Below are 20,457 nucleotides of genomic sequence, written 5' to 3'. Positions count from 1 at the left end.
TCAGCTCTCCAGGTACAGATGGGACTCGACGTCGACGTCGCGCAGGCTCCACAGGGTGGGACGGGCCTCGGTGAGATCGTGGTCCTGATGAGTGCGGAGCAAGGCGAGGTCCGGTCTACGCCGGGGATCGGCTTTGAACTCGAAAGCGGCCTCGTACTCCAGCCTCTCGTTCGTCTCGACGAGGTGGCGCCAGTGGTGGACGAAGGCGCGGATCTCCGCGTCTGCCTGGGCGGCCTCTGAGGGCGAGATGGCTTGGATGCGGTTCACCAACTGCTGCCGAACCGAGGAGAGCTGATGGGTGAAACTGTTCACATCCTTGGCGTCTGTGTTCTTCCGAAGCTCGGGGTGCAGCAGGCGGGCGAGGCCGAGGAACGTGGCATGAAGGGCCTTGTCACGGGCGCGGGCCGCGAACGGCGTCACGCTGGTCGATTCGACTTGGCGGTACAGAGCCGAGTGGTAGCTGACGAAGTTCTCGTAGTGGGAGAGGTCCCGGGACCGGGCTGCGTTAAACAGGGTGACGACGAGACCGGGGTGGGCTCGGCCGACACGGCTGGTGGCTTGGATGTACTCGGCGGTGGTCTGCGGCTGTCCCGCCACGGCCATGAGGCCGAGACGATCGAAGTCGACACCGACGGAGATGATGTTGGTCGCCAGCGGCACATCTAGAGCCGATCCAGTCCGTAGAGATCGGCCGAGGGCACCGAGGAGTCCTGGAAGGTCACTGGAGGGAACGCGGCTGGTGATTTCGGTCGGTAGGACCTGCCGCGGCTCCACCGCGTCCCGCATGGCCAGTGTCCGGAGCCGTTCGTTGACGTCTGCGTTGACCTGTAGCTCTGCGGCGCCAAGGAGTCGCAGACTGTTGAAGTATCCGAGCAGTGTCCAGTAGGTATCGCGTACGGCCTCGTCCGGGAACGGCAGGTGCTTGGCGGTGTGAAGAAGGGACGCGTAGGCGCGGATGAGGAGGGTCGCTTGGGATAGCCCGGGCGCGAGAAGGCCGACGTAGAGGCGTGAGGGCCTGCGTTCAGCGGGGGCCTCGACGGCGAACCATGAGTCGCGGGCGTCCAGGCCGGACGGCGGGAACTGAGCTACATCCCTGCCGAAGAGAGCCCGCCCTTGCTCTTGGGCTCGTCGAATCGTCGCGGTGGAAGCGATGATCTTCGGGTGGGCGCAGGCGATGTCCACGGCCACTTCGTACAGGCCGGCGAGGGTGCCGAGGGGGCCGGAGATCAGGTGGAGTTCGTCCTGGATGACGAGCTCGGGTGGTGGGGTGCCCTGCTGGAGTCGGTCCTCGTCCCGGTTGAACAGGGCGGCGACGTCCTCACGCCAGGCAATGCGGGCGAACTTGTCTGCGGTGGCGATGACGAGTGTGGGGCGGACCCGGTAGAGCTCGGTGTCGACGACATGTACGGGGAGCCCGGAGGAGAAGTCACATGTCTGGTCATCGCAATGGATGATCATGCGGTTCCCGGGCACGTCGACCTTGTGGTTGCGGACCAGGAGAGGGGTGCCGCACCAGGGGCAGTTCTTGAGTTGGACCGGGTTTTCCTCGTGGAGCTTCTCGCCTCGTGCCAGCTTCTTCAGCGCCTTGTCGGCATTCTTGAGCCTGTTGGGTGTGGCGGCCTTCCCCACCCACATGCCGATGGAGATCTTCTCTCCTCCCAGACGTTCGGGCTGCTCGGCACGTATGGTCTCCATCGCGCAGATCAGCAGGGCCGCCCGCTCGAACTGCTGCAGGGTGAGTAGACGCAGGGTGTACCGCATGAGCACGGTAACTCCGCCACCTGCTGCGCCATGACTCAGACGCCGGTGGAAGACGGTGAAGGCGATTAGCCCGAGGTAGGCCTCCGTCTTGCCACCACCGGTTGGGAACCACAGGAGGTCGGCGATGGCCCGGTCGGGGTGGGTTGCGTCCGCCATGCCGTTCAGGCACAGCAGCACGAACCCGAGCTGGAAGGGCCGCCATGTGCCCTCGGGCGAGGGCGCGCCGGCACGTTCCCGCTTGATCCATTGACCTCTGCCGCGCTGCAGCGCCATGACGCGGTTGGCCAGGCGGAAAGCCTCCAACGCACATGGATCGTTCTCCAGCAGATCGATCCCGGCGTTCATGCGCTGCCGCGCGATGCGGCAACGCTCCAGCTGTTCCTCGGCCAGGCGCAGGTAGGCGGGGTCGCTGAAGATTCCGTCGCGCAGCAGTCCCGCATCCTTGGCGCGGTCGTCGATCCAATTCCCGTACAGGGAGACGAATGTGCGCAAGGAGCGAATAAGTTCGCGCTTTGGCGCATCGGCGAGGTATCCCATCTCCAGGAGTGTCGCGGGGACGGAGGAGTTGGAGTCGGAGAGGAGGACCTCGCTAACGGGGACGTGCTCCGTCCACACGGAGCAGACTCCCGCGGGCGCATCGTGCCGCTGTGGCCGGCCGACCGGTGCGGGGGTCCAGGACCAGTCCGCCGCGCAGCCGTGGCCGACGGCGAACGTGGGGGCATGGCGATGCAGCAGCAGGGCGAGTCGGCTCTCTTCGTCGAGATCGCGGACTGTCGGACGTTCGACGAGCGCCGGGCTGTCGTCGGGAACCGTGATCTGTAGTCCCACCTGGAAAAAGCACTTCGGATCCTTGATCTCCTGCTGCTCCACGGTGTGAGTGTTCATCAGGGTGGCAGTTACGGAGATCGTTCTGCCAGGCCCCTGAGGAGGACGGACCCGCAGGTGCAGGTACAGGCCTTCGTCGAGTTTCAACGCTTTGTTGGGTGCAGCCAGAACGTCCACGGGTGTGGGTGAGAGCAGCAGGGGACGGCGGCGCCAGCGCACGTCGGGTTGCTGGGTGCTGCGCTGTTCGGCACGTTGGGGCTTGAGTGATTCGCCTGCGGCGTTCACCGGTTCGTACACGGCGGCGAACGCCTTCACAAGGATGTGACGGCTGCGCGCGGGGTCGACGGCGAAGGTGAGACCGGTGGCCGAGGGACGGGCGACCTTCGTGAGGACGATGCCTGTGTCGGGTATTTCATCCACCGTTACAGAGGAGTCAGCATCGTCAAGATCCTGTTCTGCGGTCTCCGGGTCGGGATGTTCCGTCTGCGTCGGGTCCACGACGCGGGGGAACAGGACCCCGGTGGAGTAAGTGCTCGCGGGCCAGTCGTGGAGTATCTCCACGTCATGGCGATGTTCGCCGTGGGGACCGAGCAGGTCCGATTTCAAACGCTCGGCCAGCTGCCCGCGAAACCAATAGTGTCCCGCATGATCATCCGTCATGTGTCCTCGCTCTTGCGATCGTAATGGAATCGGCCGATTCCGATCAGCCGTGGTGCGAGCCAAAGTCCGCAGGGACCGAGACCGGCACGGACGGCTGCGGCATCCTCGCCCGCTACGGTCTCGACGAGGTCGATTCGTGTGTCGGTGACATGGCGAGGCCAGCTCGCTGGCTGATGCGACCTCCATTGCTGCATGAAGCGATACAGGTCATGGCGGAAGACTTCGGAGGCGACACCAACGATCTGTTTGCCGTGCATGATGGCGTAGCCGGGAGCCATCCGGTTCTTGTGGTCCTCGGGCACATCGGTCAGTCTCGTCCAGACCACCTCGTCGCCGGAGCGGACGTTGTGCGCCAGGTATGCCTGTACCTGTCTGGGGTCGCAGGAGACCTGTTCCAATCCTGCCGGGTGATTACCACGGACATCCTCACCTAGGAACGAAAGCCCCAATCGTTGGCTCGGCCTGTAGCCGTATCGCCCCCATCGCTGCGTGCCTTTGACCTTGCGTACCAGCCGAAATCCGCGGTGACGAGTAGCGTATGCATCGGGCGGTTGCAGACGGTAGAGATCGTGGCGGGCCCGGGTCATCGCGACGTAGAGAGCCCGAGCAGCGTCGCAGCGATCGGCAGCCACTTGCTCGTGGTCGTCGTCCAGTGCGCCAGGGTCGACGACGAGCACCCGGTCGAACTCCAGGCCCTTGGCCCGGTGGAACGTGGATACGATCAGGCCGTCCTGCTGCTGTGCCACGAGGCTGTCCGGCAGGTTGCTGCGGACGATGGCTTCGTGAAGCCGCCCCAGCTCGACGACGCGCCCGCTCCGGTCGCCCGCGGCCCGCAGAAGCAATTGCCATGCGCTGCGACCCCGGTCGAGGTCGGGGGTGTGCGGCAGAGATTGCCAGGCATCCAGGAACCGGTCCTGCGAAATGGAGAGGGCATCGGGCAGGCGAGAAACGACCTGAGCGACCCACGAGGGCACAGAGTGATCACCGGTGCCTCTACGGACCCGGTGGTCGATGCCCAGATCGGCCAGCCACCGCGAGATGAGCAGTGCGTCACCGTTGGTGGCGCACAGGATGGCAGTGGTGAGGCTCGCGTCGCACAGGGAAGCCCGCACATATTGGACCTGCAGATTTCCGAACTCCAGCTTGGAGGCCAGCTCCGTGCGCAGTTGCTCGTGGACCGCGTCGGCCTCTGCGCGGGTGGAGCACGCGCGGACCGCGGCCTCGTACGGGTGGGCACAGGCGGCCTCGTCGGAAGCGGCTCGGAAATTCTCATCAAGGGCGAATTCCACGAGCTCGTCGGAGAACCGGTCGCGGAGCCAGGAGAAGAATCTGCCCGTCTCACAGGCTCGCTTTTCGGGGTCCTGGACCTGGAAACCATAGATGGCCTGGGCCGGGTCGCCGACAATGGTGAACCCGCACTCGTAGGCGTCAAGGAAGGTCTCCACGAGTTGTCGGCGATCACCGACGAGATCCTGGACTTCGTCGATGACGATGTGTCGGACCTCGTCGAGTGACTCGGGAGCTCGCATCTCGTCTTCGATGACTCGGGTGGCCGCACGGATCCTTTCGTCGAAGGCGCGCGCGTACCAGGTTTCGTCGTTCGCCGTCCCACAGAGCAGACTGAGGGCCCAGGCGTCGAACGTTGCAACACGCACATGTCGGGACCTGCCGCTCAGCGACCGCAGTCGCTCACGCAACTCCGCTGAGGCGGCGCGCGAGAAGGTCAAGACGAGGAGGTCTCCGCTGGCGAGACCTTCCGAGACCAGGTATTCGAGCCGTCTGACCAGTGTGAAGGTCTTGCCGGTTCCGGCACCGGCGGTGACCAGCGCCTTGCGTCCCGCCGGCTCCTCGACGATGCGGCGCTGGGCATCCGTCAGTTCCGGTGCAGTGGCCGTGGATGCGGTCATCGGTCCGTCTGGTGCCACAGATGTTCCATGCGAGTGTAGGCGAGTCCGCGACCAAAGTTCTTGATGTTGTCGGCGACATTGAGGATCAGGCAGGAGTCCTTGCCCCCGTTCAGTTCGCCTCGTAGGCCTCGGCCGATCATCTGGATGTAGGTATTGGGGCTGAAGGTGGGACGGGCGACCACGACGGCTCGAACGGCGGGCGCGTCGAATCCCTGCGTCAGCACCCTGTAGTTGGTCAACACTCTGATTTTCTTGTCCTTGAACGCGGCGATGCGGCGGCGCCGAATGCTCGGTGGTGTCCGTCCGTCGATCGAGGCCGCCGTGATACCGCGGTCCTGCAGCAGAGCGGCAAGGACCTGGGCGTGTTCCACCGAGGTGGCGAAGACCAGTACCGGCCAGTCGGGGTGCAGTTCCTCGATCCTGTCCACGATGCGCCGGGTGCGTTCGACGTCTTGTGCGAGGCTCCTGATGACGTCTGCTGGCAGGGCCATCGCGTGACTTCTCTGTATCTCTGTCACTTGATCTTTGCTGAGAGAATAGGAACCACCGAGGAGTTCCTCGTGTTCGACGTCGGCCAGGACCTTCAACGACTGCAGGTGACTGTAAGCATCGTTGTTCTCGAACACACCCTGATCCAGACGCTTTTGTCCGAATCGGGAGACCAGAGTTCGCGTCTCATCGTCGTTGTCCCCGCGGAATGCGGTGGCCGTCAGACCGACGAGATGACGTGAGGTCTGGTACTGGTCGATGCCCAGGGCGTCGAGGATTTGGGTGTAGGTCTTCGGTACGGCGAAGTGGGCCTCATCGACGATCACGAGGGCGCATGCACGTAGCCAGGCGTAATCCTCCTTCGGGAGCCGCTTGACGGCGGTGTCGTCGATGGCGACGACAACCTGCGGCCCTTCCGAGACGGGAACGGCATCCGGGATCCCGCCCCACAAGCGGGTGATGCGAAGCGGCTTGTCCGTTCCCTTGCTCTGCCAGACATACGCCCAGGTCTCGATGGCTTGTTCCGCCAGTTCCTGGCTCTGCGTGATCCACAGGATCGGCCCGTTGATGAGGCCGTCATGCAGGGCTCGGACGCCGGCCTCGGCTGCGATGCGCGTCTTGCCCGACCCGGTGGGGATCTGCAGCATGGCCCGCTTCTCAGCGTTCTGGGCGAGGTGCTCGTACATGCGCTGCACCAGGATTACCTGGTAGTCATGCAACTTCAGCGGCCTTCGCGGGCCCGGCACCGTCTCGTACGGCTTGGGGCTGTTAGGAGTCTGCGGATCACCGGCCCAAGACTCCGGAAAGCCATAGGTTCGAACGAAACGCCGTGCCGCTGTGCCGCCCGTCCAGCTCTGCGGTGCATCGAAGCCCGCCTCGGCGAGTGTGGGTGCGAGGACCCGCAGCACGTCTTCCCCGTGAGCGGCGAGCAGCAGTTCGGCCGCTCGCAGGCCATCGACCGGGGTTCCGCGCAACTCCGCGTCGGCCAGCGCCAGACCGGGGGGCAGCTCGGTCAGCAGCCGGTTCTCGCCGACGGCAAGCAGGAGCTTTTTGGATAGATCGGTCTCCTGGCGAACGAGAAGCAACTTTTTGTCGTCACGGTCTCGTGCCTGCTGACGCAGCAACTCCCGACAACCGTCGACCCCCAGTCGTAGCCCAAGGAGTCGGTCCACGGCCTGCAGGGTCGACTCATCGTCTCGCTCCCCGGACAGCAGCACTGTGAACCCGTCGAGCGTTTCGGTCAGGATCTGCTCACCTCGCCCCTCCGGGCTGCGGACGATCTTGACTAGCTCGGAACAGTGCGCCAGTTTCCAGGCGGCACCTCGAGGGAGCACCTGACGCAACCGAGGAAAGACATCCGTCACGGGGACCGGCTCTGTCAGCGGGACGGAGTGGATTTCCTCGACCAAGAGGTCGGAAGGGTTGCGGAAGCGGAACCGGTCGATGAGGAGTTGTGCGTCGGCCTCCGTGGGGACCAGAAGCGTCGGAACGCGTTCATGAACCAGAACCTCGTACTGGTCTTCCTCGAAGGTGACGGCGATGCTGTCGCTCTGTTGCATCTCCCAGTGCTCACCTACCTGGCAACGGAACAGGCGCCCCCCGTCCCCGAGAGTGCCGGCAGGGGCCGAACTGGCCAGGAAGACATAGGCGCTTCCCACGAAGGAGGCGTCCGTCCCCGTGTCCGCACGCTTGGCCAATTCGCTCCACAAGGCGGCGGGGACGTCCTGGATCGTGGATGGCAACCGGAGCACACGTGCGTAGGCCACGGCGATGTCGGCGACGGGCAGTAAGCGGTCGTCCACAGGCAACTCGGCGCTCACGGCTGCACTCGGCCGCCTCGCGCCGATCGAGGTGCAGAGCATGCCCTCCTGGTGAAGCATCCAGACCAGGGGCGACTCGACGCGAAGATCACCGCCCTGACCGGTGGTCCGGATGCATCTCCAGTCGGGCACGATCCCAGGGTCGGGAAGTTCTCGTGTGAAAGCGGCCCTTCCTTCCTGGGATAGCTCTGGCAGCAGGTGCAGGGGACCAGGAGTGTCCTGGCCGACCAGGCTCACGGAGGACGGCCGAGGACGGGAGGTATTGGGCGGCAGAGCTGAGCAGAATTGGTTGTACATGACGCTGTTGTAGTCGCTGAACCAAGGATCGGAACGAGGGTTCATCCGCAGTATCGGACGGTCCACCGCGCCAAGGACCTTGAGTACCTCGGTGTCAGCCGCATGGAAGACTGGGTCGACCAGCAGCGAGGCATCACGCCGTCCGTCCTCCGGCACCACAGGCCCCGCCAGGATGCAGTCGCGGACGAGACGGAACTGACCAGAGGCGGTGCGCACCTTGAGCGCCTTCTCCGGTTCGGGAAAGCGTTCTTTGACGACCTTGACCATCTCGACGCCATCGACCGTGCGCGCCAGAGCCCAAAATTCCTCCCAGTCGTTGTTCCGGTACCGGGTGAACTTGGATGCGACGGCGGCTCGCAGCCGTCCGACCGCGTTCGCCTCTTCCACGCCCAGTACCTGCAGTGCCTCCAGCGCCTCGGGGTCCTGTGTGATCGCGTCGTGCAGGTACACCGTGGGATCGTTGGGAAGGCGGACACCATCGTGTCGGCGGAACACCTTGCGCTCGGACGGCGAACGAAAGTCGCCCCGCTCGGTGAGCAGGACTCGGGCCGTACGCGCCTCGGTCGCTTGGAGTTGCGTACCGGTCTCGACGATGGAGGCAGCGAGCCTCAGCGCATACTTCGCTGCTTCCACGCTACGGTCCGCGACGAGCGCTTCGAGCCAGGTGCGCAGTGAGGACGGAGCCACGTCGACCTGGTGGAGGATGTCCCTTGCCCTTGATCGCCTTTCACGGCTCTCCACGCTGTGGTGACACCAGTTCTTGGGGCGCCCCGCGTGGGTAGCCCACTGTTCGAGCCAGGCCGGCTGGAGATTTTCCGGGTGCAGCAGCAGTTTTTTGGGGAGTCGGAGGATTCCGTCCTGGTCCGGCAGGGAGGGCCGGTGTGCGGCTGCTTGCAGTACCTTCTGGCTCAGCATCTCGTCGCCCCACTGAGAGGCCTCCCGACCACGAGCCGTGAGCAGAGTAAGGTAGGACCCCGGGTCCTTCTCCTCGTACAGGTCTGGGATGGAATCGACCACCAGCTCCGCCGCCCTGGTCACCAACTCCTCGTTGAAGTCGCTCTTTGTGAGGTTCTGGCGGTCCTCCGGAGTCTTCCAGGGCGCGTTGAGGATTCCGGTCAGAGTCGTGTCGTAGTGGGTTGGGAAGTAGGCCCAGAAGTTGCCACGTTTCCCGCGTTGCGGGACGCCCTTGTCGGGAACCGCCCAGGAGATAGTCACGACAGGTCGATCATGCAATTCTCCCGCCGTCCGCGCAGCGGTGGAGCTGGGCTCGTGGTCGACGCTGAAGACGAACCAGCGCTCGCTGCTGTGACGGATGCCGTTGCGGTGCTCAACGACGCGGTGCTCAACGCCCCGCGTCTCCTGCGTGATCTCTCGACTCAATTGGTGGCCGGCGCGTGTGTCCTCCAGCACCAGGCGATCCACGTGAGGGGAAAAAAGCATGAAGTGTGCTGGAAAGTTGACGATGTCCCGACCTAGCCGGTCATCCGCCCCACCATGCAGTCGAAGCACCACCGTCGTCGATGCCCAAGTCATCAGTTCGTCGAGCTGCTTGTCACGCAGACGCTCCGAGTTCAAGTCCAGCGGCTGCGCCATCCGCAATACCGGCGTGGGGTCCAGCGCCGAAAGATCCGGGATCGTTTCTCGGATACGACGCGACGACCACTCTTTGTCAAACCCGAAGGAGCCGGTTGTGCTGTAGAAGCGGGGAGTGTCCGACACGCTTAGGACCGATTTGACGCCGACCCCGAAGCGTCCGATCTTGCCGGTCCGCTTCCGGGAAACGGCCATGCGGAGGATCGTGTCGGCGCCGGCAGCGGTCATCGGTGTGCCGGTGTTGGCGCAGTAGAGGTGGGTGTCGGTGAGGAGTACGTGGATCGTGCCCACAACTCCGGGCGCGCGTTCCATATTCTCGTCCGCGCCGTTTTGGACGAGCTCGTAGATCTGTCGCTCGCCGTAGCCCCCCTGCGTGATACGTCGCTCGTTGTTCGCATGCTCCAGAACGTGGCCGGGATCCGCCCGATAGACGTTCAGGACACGCCGTGACAGGTCCTCAACAACATTTACGACGTCGTCCGACTCCGACGTTGAATTGAACATGGAAAACGTCCCCCTAGGCTGCGTTGGGAATTGCGGCCTTTGACATGGACGATGGGCTTCCAAACCACCGTCGGATGACTCGACATGAGCGAAGACCTCCAGTCGCTGGTACGGCGACATGGAAGCGCGATGCGGCTCTGAAACGTGGCGCCCCCAGGCGTACGGGAATCCACAGCATCGGGACGGATCCCTATCAGTTCGCACTTTAACCACCTCATTCGCGCCCAGCAAGGACTGTTGACAACAACAGGGGGATGTGGGACGCCCGCCTCTGTGACTTCAAGCTTCATTTATGGTGTTTTATGAAGCTTGAATCGAATTGTGATATATGCACCGTTTACGCCAGAATTTTCTTAATGTTTCAAATTGACTGTTTTGTGACACTGGCATTGTGAAGACATCCGCACCTCGGACGCCTCGTGGAATGGTGAGGAGAGTTTATTGTGGTGCGCGAGGGCAGTGGTGAACCAAGCAGTTCACTGGGCTAACCGCAGGCTATTCTGGAGATAATTTATCCCCAAGCATTTCGCCTGACGGTATCTCGCCCGTGACGCTTGGTGCACTCCCATGCCGATTCCCGCAGGGACGCTCTACGACTGCAAGCCCTTCATGCATGGCCTGCGCGATTATGGCGGTGCCGTAACGCCGGATTCGGCGAATGTTAGGCGGATAAAAGATGTTTTCGGTTCTCTTTCAGGGGTCCTCGTCCTCCCATCGCAGGGCTTCCTCCGTGCGACCTCGAGCGCCGCTGTGATGCCCGGCATGCCCTGGGTCCCGGTGCCGTGGTGGGCCGGCGCCCTCTTCACCGGTCTGCGTGCGATCCGGCAGACTGTGCCCGTGGATGACCGGTGCCCTTGCATCCAATCGCTATTCCGTCCTGCAAGACGCCTTGGCACTTTTTGAGGCGGACCTCAACACGGACGATCCAGTTCGTCGTCAAGCGGCCCAACTCGCAAACCTGTGCGTGCAAATCATCCGTGAGTAGGCCACGCTCATGCAGGAGGCAGACCAGCATCTCCCCAGAACAGCACGAGACCGAATCATCCCCGTACATGTGGAGCGGTCCCTTGAGGGGCTCCGCTGCAACAACCGTCGCGCCACCCGCTGCGCGGCCTGCGCGGAGGTCTACCGCCGAGACACCTTCCACCTGATCACCGCCGGACTCTGCGGCGGCAAGGGCACCGCCGAACAGGTCGGCACACACCCCCGCGTCTTCGCCACCCTCACCGCACCGAGCTTCGGCCCGGTCCATAACCGCCCCTCCAGCGGGCGGCCCTGCCGCTGCGGTGCCCACGACGACACAGACCCGGCCCTCGGTACGCCCCTCGATCCGGACGCGTACGACTATGAAGCGGCCGTGCTCTGGAACGCCCATGCCGGAGCCCTCTGGCGGCGCTTCTCGATCTACCTGCGCCGTGAGATCGCCAAGCGCGCCGGACTCACCCAACGCGCGTTTCGGCATCACGCACGCGTCTCCTTCGCCAAGGTCGCCGAGTATCAGAAGCGGGGTGCTGTCCACTTCCACGCGGTCATCCGCCTGGACGGCCCGGAGGGCGGCGATACGGCACCTCCGGCCTGGGCGTCCGCCGAGCTGCTGACCGGCGCCATCCATGCCGCCGTCGCCGCCACCCGTGTCAACGGCCCGGAGGTCGACGGTCGCGCCCACGCCTTCACCTTCGGCCGCCAACTCGACGTACGAACCATCCGCTCCGCCGACTTCGACGGCGGCCAGGAGCTGACCGACCGGGCCGTCGCCGCGTACATCGCCAAGTACGCCACCAAAGGCGCCGAAATAGCGACCGGCACCCTGGACCGGCCGATCCGCTTCCTCGCCGAACTGGCACAGGCACGGATCACCGACCACGCCCGCCGCATGATCCGAACGGCCTGGACCCTCGGCGCACGCAAGGACCTCGAACACCTCCGCCTGCGCGCCTGGGCCCACATGCTCGGCTTCCGCGGCCACTTCTCCACCAAGTCCCGCCACTACTCCACCACCCTCGGCGCCCTCCGCGACGCCCGCGCCGAATGGCGCCGCGCACAAGCCGCCACGGCCGCTCCCCAGGACGGCGAAACCACGCTCGTCCTCGCCCACTGGGTCTTCGCCGGAACCGGCCTGAGTAACGGCGAGGCCTGGCTCGCTGCGTCCCTCGAACCCGCCCCCGGAACGGAAGGAGGACCGACATGGACGCCCATCGCGACGAGCTCATGACCGTTCGCCAAGTCCTGGATGAGCTGGGCGGTGTCTCCCGTCGGACGTTCTACCGCTGGCGAGAACTGGGGTACGGGCCGGCCGCATTCAAGCTGCCCAACGGAGAGCTGCGGATTTGGCGGAGTGACTTCAACACCTGGCTGCGACAACTGGAGGAGGCGGCGTGAAGTCTCTCGATGTGAAGGTCTGGGGAGTCCGTAAGCGGGAAACCAAAACGCCCTCGTACGGTGTCCGCTGGTCCGTCGCGGGCAATGTGTTCTTGGAGTCATTCCGCACCAAGGCGCTTGCAGACCACTACCGCACGAAGCTCATGCGTGCGATGCGCGAGGGCGAGGAGTTCGACACGGAGTCGGGACTTCCGGCCTCGATGGAAGAGAAGAAGTCGGCCGTGTCGTGGTACGCCTTCGCCCTCCGGTACCTCGCCATGAAATGGCCTCATGCCGCCCCCAACACACGGGACGGCATCAACGAAGCCCTCACCAGCGTGACGCTGGAACTCCTCGACGAGCGCGCCGGACGACCGTCCGACGAGGAAATCCGCAGAGCACTGCGCAATTGGGCCTTCGTGCTGCCGGGGCCCGATGACCGGGAAGTCCCGGACGACGTGCGGAACGTTCTCCACTGGGTGTCCAAGGCGTCCCGGCCGATCGCCGATCTCGCTGAAGCGGCCACGGCTCGCACGGTCCTCGACTCGCTGAAGCTCAAGCTCGACGGCACGGCAGCAGCGGCGGAGACCGTGCGGCGCAAGCGTCGGACGCTCGTCAACGCCGCGAACTACGCCGTCGACCTGGGGGAGCTGCGGGAGAACCCCATCACGGCTGTCCGCTGGCAGAAGCCGAAGGTATCCAACCAGGTCGACCCGCGGGTTGTCGCCAATCCGGAGCAGGCACGGAACCTCCTGGCGGCGGTTTCCTACGTGGGCGGGTACCGGCGTGCTCGTGGTCGTCGCCTCGTGGGTCTGTTCGCCGCCATGTACTTCGGTGGCCTGCGGCCGGCGGAAGCGGTCGGCATCGTCGAGACGGACCTTAAGCTGCCCGAGCAGGGCTGGGGCTCGGCGCTGCTCCACCGGACCCGTCCGTCCGTCGGCAAGCAGTGGACCGACTCGGGGGAGACCCATGACGACCGCGGGCTGAAGAACCGGCCGACCGAGGACGTCAGGCGGGTGCCCATCCCGCCCCACCTCGTCGCCGTGCTCCGCGAGCACCTGGCCACCTTCGGCACGGCGGACGACGGACGGCTCTTCTTCAGTGAGAAGGGCTCGGTCGTCCCGTCCTCGACCTACTACCGCGTGTGGCAGGAAGCTCGGCTCCTCGCGCTTCCGCCGGCCGTCGCGGCCTCGCCGCTCGCGAGTCGGCCGTACGACCTTCGGCACTCGGCGCTGTCGACGTGGCTGAATGCGGGTGTCGACCCCACCGAGGTGGCCGAGCGCGCCGGCAACAGCGTGGAGGTTTGCTGACCCGCTACGCCAAGTGCCTCGACGGACGGCAAGACGTCGCCAACCGGCGTATTGAGGATCTGTTGCGCGAGTACGAGTGATCGCAGACGACGGTAGTCCCGATGCCCCCGGACTTGTTCCGGGGCATCGGCATGCCTTGGCCGAGAGGGGCGTTCCTGTCCTCAGGAATTCCGCGCCGGTGGCTCCGGGGTGTATGTCGGGCCGGGCCATGAAGTAAGGCCGGCTTCCATCACTCGTTCAGAGGCGCCTCTCATGCGCATTACGCGCATGATGCCCAGAGTTGACCACGACTAGTTGCGTCTACTTACAGGGGTAGAGGATCATGCCGACGTTTGTTGCGCTGCTGAACTGGACCGACCAGGGAGTTCGCGGCTACAAGGACACCCCGCAACGCGCCGAAGCCTTCACGGCAGCGGCTCAGAAGCTCGGGGTGAAGGTCCTGAACCTCTTCTGGACCGTCGGCCCGTACGACATCGTGGCTGTCGTGGAGGCGCCCGACGACGAGACTGCCACCGCGGTGCTCCTACAGGTCGGCGCGTTGGGCAACGTCCGTAGCACGACCCTGCGAGCCTTCGGCCGGGAGGAGATGGACCGCATCATCGCCAAAGCCACCGGCTGAGGGACTTCCCCTTCCCCGTCGAGGCTCTGTTGGTGAGAGTGACGCGCTCAAGGCGGTAACCCCAAGGCCCCTGGACCTGTCCGGGGCCTTGGGGAGCCGGGCATGACCTGCGCTTACGTTCCAAGATCCCGTCCACGCCTCGTCCACAGACCTCGACATACGGTCGCTCCGGGCGGCATGTGGCTGCGTATACGCGAAGACCCCGCTCGCAGCGTTTCCGCTGGTGACGGGGTCTTTGGGCACCTCATACAGGGTGCCCCCGGCAGGATTCGAACCTGCGCACACGGCTCCGGAGGCCGTTGCTCTATCCCCTGAGCTACGGGGGCGTGTCCGTCGCGGTGGTGTTGCTCGCGGCGACGGGTAGAACACTACCAGCTCCGGGGCGGTGCCTGTGAACAGGTATTTAGGGGTGGCCGGGAGGGTCGGGTCGCCCGTGTGGGGCGGAAGTGGGGAAAACCCGGACGCAGGGCAGCGGCTCGACCTACTCTCGAGTTGTGTCAGGCGTGTCCGGCCGGGTGCTCGTCGTGGACGACAACAGGGTCATCCGGCAGCTGATCAGGGTCAACCTCGAGCTGGAGGGCTTCGAGGTCGTGACCGCGGCCGATGGTGCCGAGTGCCTGGACGTGATCCATGACGTCCGGCCCGACGTGGTGACCCTCGACGTCGTCATGCCCCGCCTGGACGGTCTGCGGACCGCCGAGCGGCTGCGGGAGGATCCGCGGACCAGACACCTGCCCGTGGCGATCGTCAGCGCGTGCACGCAGTACGAGGTGGAGAGCGGGCTCGCCGCCGGGGTGGACGCGTTCCTGGCGAAGCCCTTCGAGCCGGCCGAGCTCGTGCGGCTGGTGCGGCAGCTCATGCACCGGGAGACTCCGCCGCCCGTCGACGGGCGGAGCGGCGCCGGGCATGCCGGGAGCGCCTGGAGCTGACCGGCCGGCCGGGTGGCGGGTGACCGGATGGCGAAACCGGTTCCTTCCCGGAGGGGGTCCTCCCATACGCTTGTCCCGTGACCCCCGCGGACCTCTCCCTCACCGTGCTGCACGCCGTGCGCCGCGCGGTCGGTGAAGGCGCGCTGCGGGCGGGCACCCGGGTCCCCGAGCGGGTCGGGATCGAGCGCCCGCGGCCCGGCGGCAGCGGGGACTGGGCCACCAACGCCGCCCTCCAGCTGGCCCGCGAGGCCGGGATGGCCCCGCTGGGCGTCGCCCAGGTGCTGCGGCCCAGGATCGCGGAGGCCGAGGGCATCGAGCACGTCGAGATCACCGGGCCGGGGTTCCTCAACATCACGCTGGCCGACCGGAGCCGGCACGCCCTGGTGCGCGACGTCCTCGACAAGAAGGAGCGGTACGGCCACGGCGACGCCCTGCGGGGCCGCGCCTACCGGCTGGTGCACCCCGGCGACGTACGGGCCACCGTGCTGGCCGAGGCGGTACGCGCCCTCCTCCTCGCGCAGGGCGCCCACGTCCACGACGAGCGGCACGACGACCCCCGCCACGACGCCCGCCCGCGCCACGACGACCCCCGCCACGACGCCCGCCCGCGCCACGACGAACGCCACGACGGCCACCCCCACGCCACCCGCCCCGAGACCGTCACCCTCCGCCCCCTCCCCGCCGCCCACGACGTCGCCGCCCTCGGCCCCGACGCCGCCCGCTGGGCGCTGCTGCGGCCCGCCGCGCACGACCGGGCCCTCGTGCCGGACGGGCTGCTCGTCCAGAGCGAGGCCAACCCGCTGTTCACCGTGCGGTACGCCCACTCCCGGGCGCGCGCCCTGCTCCGCAACGGAGCCCAGCTCGGCATCACCCCCGCGTGCGAGGAGGACGTCGCCGCGCCGCGCCTCCTCGCCGCCCTCGGCGATCACCCCGCCGTCCTCGAGGCCGCCGCCCGCCACCGCGCCCCCGACCGGGTCGCCCGGCACCTGGAGGCCACCGCCGACGCGTTCCTGGGGTTCCAGCACACCGTGCTCCCCCTCGGCGACGAGAAACCCTCGGCCGCCCACCGCTCCCGGCTCGCCCTCGCCGAAGCCGCCGGGACGGTGCTGGCCGGCGGCCTGGCCCTGCTCGGCATCAGCGCCCCTGACTACCTGTGAGAGAGAAATGAGCCGTTCCGCACACCCCGCAGGGCCCCGCCACGCCGACGTCCTGCCCGAGGGCCACTACTCCGGCCCGCCCGCCGACCTCAACCGGCTCGACGAGAAGGTCTGGTCCCGGACCGTCGCCCGCGACGCGGACGGGGTCGTCACCGTCGGCGGGATCCCCGTCACCACCCTCGCCGAGGAGTTCGGCACCCCCGCGTACTTCCTCGACGAGGCCGACTTCCGCGCCCGCTGCCGTGCCTGGGCCGAGGCGTTCGGCAGGGACGCGGACGTGTTCTACGCCGGCAAGGCCTTCCTGTCCCGTGCCGTCGTGCGGTGGCTGAAGGAGGAGGGGCTCAACCTCGACGTCTGCTCGGGCGGTGAGCTGACGACCGCGCTCGAGGCCGGGATGCCGCCCGAGCGGATCGCCTTCCACGGCAACAACAAGAGCACCCACGAGATCGAGCGGGCGGTGCAGTCCGGCGTCGGGCGGATCGTGCTCGACTCGTTCCAGGAGATCGTGCGCGTCGCGCACGTCGCCCAGTCGCTGGGCAAGCGGCAGAAGGTGCAGATCCGGGTGACGGTGGGCGTCGAGGCCCACACGCACGAGTTCATCGCCACCGCCCACGAGGACCAGAAGTTCGGCATCGCGCTGGCCGGCGGCGAGGCCGCCGAGGCCGTACGGCGGGCGCTGCGCCTGGACGGGCTGGAGCTCATCGGCATCCACTCCCACATCGGTTCGCAGATCTTCGACACCTCCGGGTTCGAGGTGGCCGCCCACCGGGTGGTGGGGCTGCTCAAGCAGGTCCGCGACGAGCACGGCGTCGAGCTGCCGGAGATCGACCTCGGCGGCGGCCTCGGCATCGCGTACACCTCGGACGACGACCCGCGCGAGCCGCACGAGATCGCCAAGGCGCTCAGCGACATCGTGACGCGCGAGTGCGAGGCCGCGGGGCTGCGCACGCCGCGCATCTCCGTCGAGCCGGGGCGGGCGATCGTCGGCCCCACCGCGTTCACGCTGTACGAGGTCGGCACCGTCAAGCCGCTCGCGGGGCTGCGGACGTACGTGAGCGTCGACGGCGGCATGTCGGACAACATCCGCACCGCCCTGTACGACGCCGAGTACAGCGTCGCGCTGGTCTCGCGGACGAGCGACGCGGAGCCGATGCTCAGCCGGGTCGTCGGCAAGCACTGCGAGAGCGGCGACATCGTGGTCAAGGACGCGTTCCTGCCCGCCGACGTGGCGCCCGGCGACCTCATCGCCGTGCCGGCCACCGGCGCGTACTGCCGCTCCATGGCCAGCAACTACAACCACGCACTCCGCCCGCCCGTCGTCGCCGTCCGCGACGGCGAGGCGCGCGTGATCGTCCGGCGCGAGACAGAGGAAGATCTTCTGCGTCTCGATGTCGGCTGATGAAATAGATATCTCATAATCCGGACGGAAGGGAGAAACTTCCGTCCGGTGAGTGAGACTGGTCCACACCGTAGAAGTATGAGAAGTGAGGTCGGATGATGCGTACGCGTCCGCTGAAGGTGGCGCTGCTGGGCTGTGGAGTGGTCGGCTCAGAGGTGGCGCGCATCATGACGACGCACGCCGACGACCTCGCCGCGCGCATCGGCGCGCCGGTCGAGCTCGCCGGTGTCGCCGTCCGCCGGCCCTCCAAGGTGCGGGCCGGCATCCCGCCGGAGCTGATCACCACCGACGCGACCGCCCTGGTCAAACGCGGGGACATCGACGTGGTCGTCGAGGTCATCGGCGGCATCGAGCCCGCCCGCACGCTCATCACCACCGCCTTCGAGCACGGCGCCTCCGTGGTGTCGGCGAACAAGGCGCTCCTCGCCCAGGAGGGCCAGAGCCTGTACGCCGCGGCCGAGCAGCACGGCCGGGACCTGTACTACGAGGCCGCCGTCGCCGGCGCCATCCCGCTGATCCGCCCGCTGCGCGAGTCCCTCGCCGGTGACAAGGTCAACCGGGTGCTGGGCATCGTCAACGGCACCACCAACTTCATCCTCGACAAGATGGACACCTCGGGCGCCGGGTACTCCGAGGCGCTCGACGAGGCCACCGCCCTCGGGTACGCGGAGGCCGACCCGACCGCCGACGTCGAGGGCTTCGACGCCGCCGCCAAGGCCGCGATCCTCGCCGGCATCGCCTTCCACACGCGCGTGCGCCTCGACGACGTGTACCGCGAGGGCATGACCGAGGTGACCGCCGCCGACTTCGCCTCCGCCAAGCGGATGGGCTGCACCATCAAGCTGCTCGCCATCTGCGAGCGGGCCGCCGACGGCGGGTCCGTCACCGCGCGCGTGCACCCCGCGATGATCCCGCTGAGCCACCCGCTCGCCTCGGTGCGCGGCGCGTACAACGCCGTGTTCGTCGAGGCCGACGCGGCCGGGCAGCTCATGTTCTACGGACCCGGTGCCGGCGGTTCGCCGACCGCGTCCGCCGTCCTCGGCGACCTCGTCGCCGTCTGCCGCAACCGCCTCAACGACGCGACGGGTCCCGGCGAGTCCGCGTACACCCAGCTCCCCGTCAGCCCCATGGGCGACGTGGTGACGCGGTACCACATCAGTCTCGACGTGGCCGACAAGCCGGGCGTCCTCGCCCAGGTGGCGACGGTCTTCGCCGAGCACGGCGTATCCATCGATACGGTGCGCCAGCAGGGCAAGGACGGCGAGGCGTCCCTCGTCGTCGTCACCCACCGCGCGCCCGACGCCGCCCTGTCCGGGACCGTCGAGGCGCTGCGGAAGCTCGACACCGTGCGCGGTGTCGCCAGCATCATGCGGGTCGAAGGAGAGTAACCAGCAATGACTCACCAGTGGCGCGGAATCATCGAGGAGTACCGCGACCGGCTGCCGGTCACCGACACGACCCCGGTCGTCACGCTCCGTGAGGGTGGTACGCCGCTCGTGCCCGCGCAGGTGCTCTCCGAGCGCACGGGGTGTGAGGTCCACCTGAAGGTCGAGGGTGCCAACCCGACCGGCTCCTTCAAGGACCGCGGCATGACGATGGCCATCACGCGGGCCAAGGAGGAGGGCGCGCAGGCCGTCATCTGCGCCTCCACCGGCAACACGTCCGCGTCGGCGGCCGCGTACGCCGTCCGGGCCGGCATGGTCTCCGCCGTCCTCGTCCCGCAGGGCAAGATCGCGCTCGGCAAGATGGGCCAGGCGCTGGTCCACGGCGCCAAGATCCTCCAGGTGGACGGCAACTTCGACGACTGCCTGACGCTGGCCCGCGCGCTGTCCGACAACTACCCGGTGGCGCTGGTCAATTCGGTCAACCCGGTCCGTATCGAGGGCCAGAAGACCGCCGCGTTCGAGATCGTGGACATGCTGGGCGACGCCCCGGACATCCACGTCCTGCCCGTCGGCAACGCCGGCAACATCACCGCGTACTGGAAGGGCTACACCGAGTACGCCGCGGACAAGGTCGCCACCCGCACCCCCCGCATGTGGGGCTTCCAGGCCTCCGGCTCCGCGCCGATCGTGCGCGGCGAGGTCGTCAAGGACCCGTCGACCATCGCCACCGCGATCCGCATCGGCAACCCGGCCTCCTGGAACTACGCCCTGGCCGCGCGGGACGAGTCGGGCGGGTTCATCGACGAGGTGACGGACCGTGAGATCCTGCGCGCCTACCGCCTGTTGGCCTCGCAGGAGGGCGTCTTCGTGGAGCCCGCCTCCGCGGCGTCCGTGGCCGGCCTGCTGAAGGCGGCCGAGCAGGGCAAGGTGGACCCGGGGCAGACGATCGTGTGCACCGTGACCGGAAACGGTCTGAAGGACCCGGACTGGGCGGTCGCCGGAGCGCCCCAGCCGGTCACCGTGCCGGTCGACGCGGCCACCGCCGCCGAGCGGCTCGGACTGGTCTGAGCGACGGTCGGGACCGGCCCGGCGCCCCCTCGGGCCCGGGCCGCTCCCGACCGGGCGCCGGCCGCCCCCGCACCCGCGAAGTCTGGCCGAAAACCGCAACCCGCACAGCGCCGTACGCGGAAGCACGGGCGGGCTCGCGACACGCATCGTGCGCCTCCTGTGCGCCCTATGTCGCCACAGAACCTTCCTTCGATAGGCTGTACCGAACCCGCCCCGCCGCATATGCCGCGGTGCTGTTGCCGTTGACGCCGCTGCGGCCCCGGGTCTCCGTACCCCTCGTAGAACCCCGACCCCCACGAACGCCCTCAGAACCCCCTCGAACACCCCGAAAACCCTCGACAATCACGTCGTCAGATCCAAGGAGAGTCAGCGAGCG

General features: G+C 67.1%; 11 protein-coding genes, 1 tRNA gene and 1 pseudogene. 9 read left to right on the top strand and 4 right to left on the bottom strand.

Translation table 11 applies throughout. The annotated features are described in order from the left end of the window. Genes A4V12_RS26075 through A4V12_RS26065 form a run of 3 tightly spaced genes read right to left on the bottom strand, consistent with a single transcriptional unit; the run spans position 1 to position 9,856 of the window. The gene (locus tag A4V12_RS26075) at positions 1-3,246 is read right to left on the bottom strand and encodes a helicase C-terminal domain-containing protein (protein WP_064071854.1); all 3,246 of its coding nucleotides are present in this window, start codon (positions 3,244-3,246) and stop codon (positions 1-3) included. Beyond that, complete coding sequence (locus A4V12_RS26070; protein ID WP_064071853.1) at positions 3,243-5,153, bottom strand: UvrD-helicase domain-containing protein; 1,911 nt, start codon at positions 5,151-5,153, stop codon at positions 3,243-3,245. The genes A4V12_RS26075 and A4V12_RS26070 overlap by 4 nt, the downstream gene beginning before the upstream one ends. Further along, positions 5,150-9,856, bottom strand: a complete 4,707-nt coding sequence (locus A4V12_RS26065; protein WP_064071852.1) for a DEAD/DEAH box helicase — start codon at positions 9,854-9,856, stop codon at positions 5,150-5,152. Before A4V12_RS26065 ends, A4V12_RS26070 begins: the two co-directional genes overlap by 4 nt. A 1,054-nt stretch (positions 9,857-10,910) precedes the next feature. Here A4V12_RS26065 and A4V12_RS26060 point away from each other — a divergent pair. The 4 genes and pseudogenes from A4V12_RS26060 to A4V12_RS26045 all read left to right on the top strand — a co-directional run bounded on the left by A4V12_RS26060 (position 10,911) and on the right by A4V12_RS26045 (position 14,143). Beyond that, entirely contained in the window at positions 10,911-12,068 is a 1,158-nt protein-coding gene (locus A4V12_RS26060) for a replication initiator (protein WP_064071851.1), read from the top strand. Continuing rightward, positions 12,065-12,235, top strand: a complete 171-nt coding sequence (locus A4V12_RS26055) for a helix-turn-helix transcriptional regulator (protein ID WP_031107406.1) — start codon at positions 12,065-12,067, stop codon at positions 12,233-12,235. The genes A4V12_RS26060 and A4V12_RS26055 overlap by 4 nt, the downstream gene beginning before the upstream one ends. Continuing rightward, positions 12,232-13,604: pseudogene (locus A4V12_RS26050) on the top strand (tyrosine-type recombinase/integrase). The gene A4V12_RS26055 and the pseudogene A4V12_RS26050 overlap by 4 nt, the downstream one beginning before the upstream one ends. Before the next feature lie 242 nt (positions 13,605-13,846). Further along, on the top strand, positions 13,847-14,143 hold the full coding sequence (locus A4V12_RS26045) for a GYD domain-containing protein (protein ID WP_031077045.1): 297 nt from the start codon (positions 13,847-13,849) through the stop codon (positions 14,141-14,143). 254 nt (positions 14,144-14,397) lie between these two features. Here A4V12_RS26045 and A4V12_RS26040 read toward each other — a convergent pair. Then, positions 14,398-14,469: transfer RNA gene (locus A4V12_RS26040), tRNA-Arg, on the bottom strand. Between the two features lie 120 nt (positions 14,470-14,589). Between A4V12_RS26040 and A4V12_RS26035 the strand changes: the two genes are divergently transcribed. The 5 genes from A4V12_RS26035 to thrC all read left to right on the top strand — a co-directional run bounded on the left by A4V12_RS26035 (position 14,590) and on the right by thrC (position 20,081). Beyond that, complete coding sequence (locus tag A4V12_RS26035) at positions 14,590-15,072, top strand: response regulator (RefSeq protein ID WP_079137346.1); 483 nt, start codon at positions 14,590-14,592, stop codon at positions 15,070-15,072. Between the two features lie 77 nt (positions 15,073-15,149). Further along, positions 15,150-16,229, top strand: a complete 1,080-nt coding sequence (nrtL, locus tag A4V12_RS26030; RefSeq protein ID WP_064071848.1) for an ArgS-related anticodon-binding protein NrtL — start codon at positions 15,150-15,152, stop codon at positions 16,227-16,229. Positions 16,230-16,236: 7 nt separating this feature from the next. Next, positions 16,237-17,628 carry a diaminopimelate decarboxylase gene (lysA, locus tag A4V12_RS26025; RefSeq protein ID WP_064071847.1) on the top strand — a complete coding sequence of 464 codons (1,392 nt, stop codon included), beginning with the start codon at positions 16,237-16,239 and terminating at the stop codon, positions 17,626-17,628. 98 nt (positions 17,629-17,726) lie between these two features. After that, complete coding sequence (locus A4V12_RS37130) at positions 17,727-19,016, top strand: homoserine dehydrogenase (RefSeq protein ID WP_064071904.1); 1,290 nt, start codon at positions 17,727-17,729, stop codon at positions 19,014-19,016. A 6-nt stretch (positions 19,017-19,022) separates the two neighbouring features. Further along, a complete protein-coding gene (gene thrC, locus A4V12_RS37125; protein WP_064071846.1) occupies positions 19,023-20,081 on the top strand; it encodes a threonine synthase in 1,059 nt (352 codons plus the stop codon). The last annotated feature ends 376 nt before the right edge of the window (positions 20,082-20,457 follow it).

Source organism: Streptomyces noursei (genome assembly GCF_001646665.1).
Classification (GTDB): Bacteria; Actinomycetota; Actinomycetes; order Streptomycetales; family Streptomycetaceae; genus Streptomyces; species Streptomyces lavendulocolor.
This window is presented reverse-complemented; position numbering and strand designations above follow the sequence as displayed.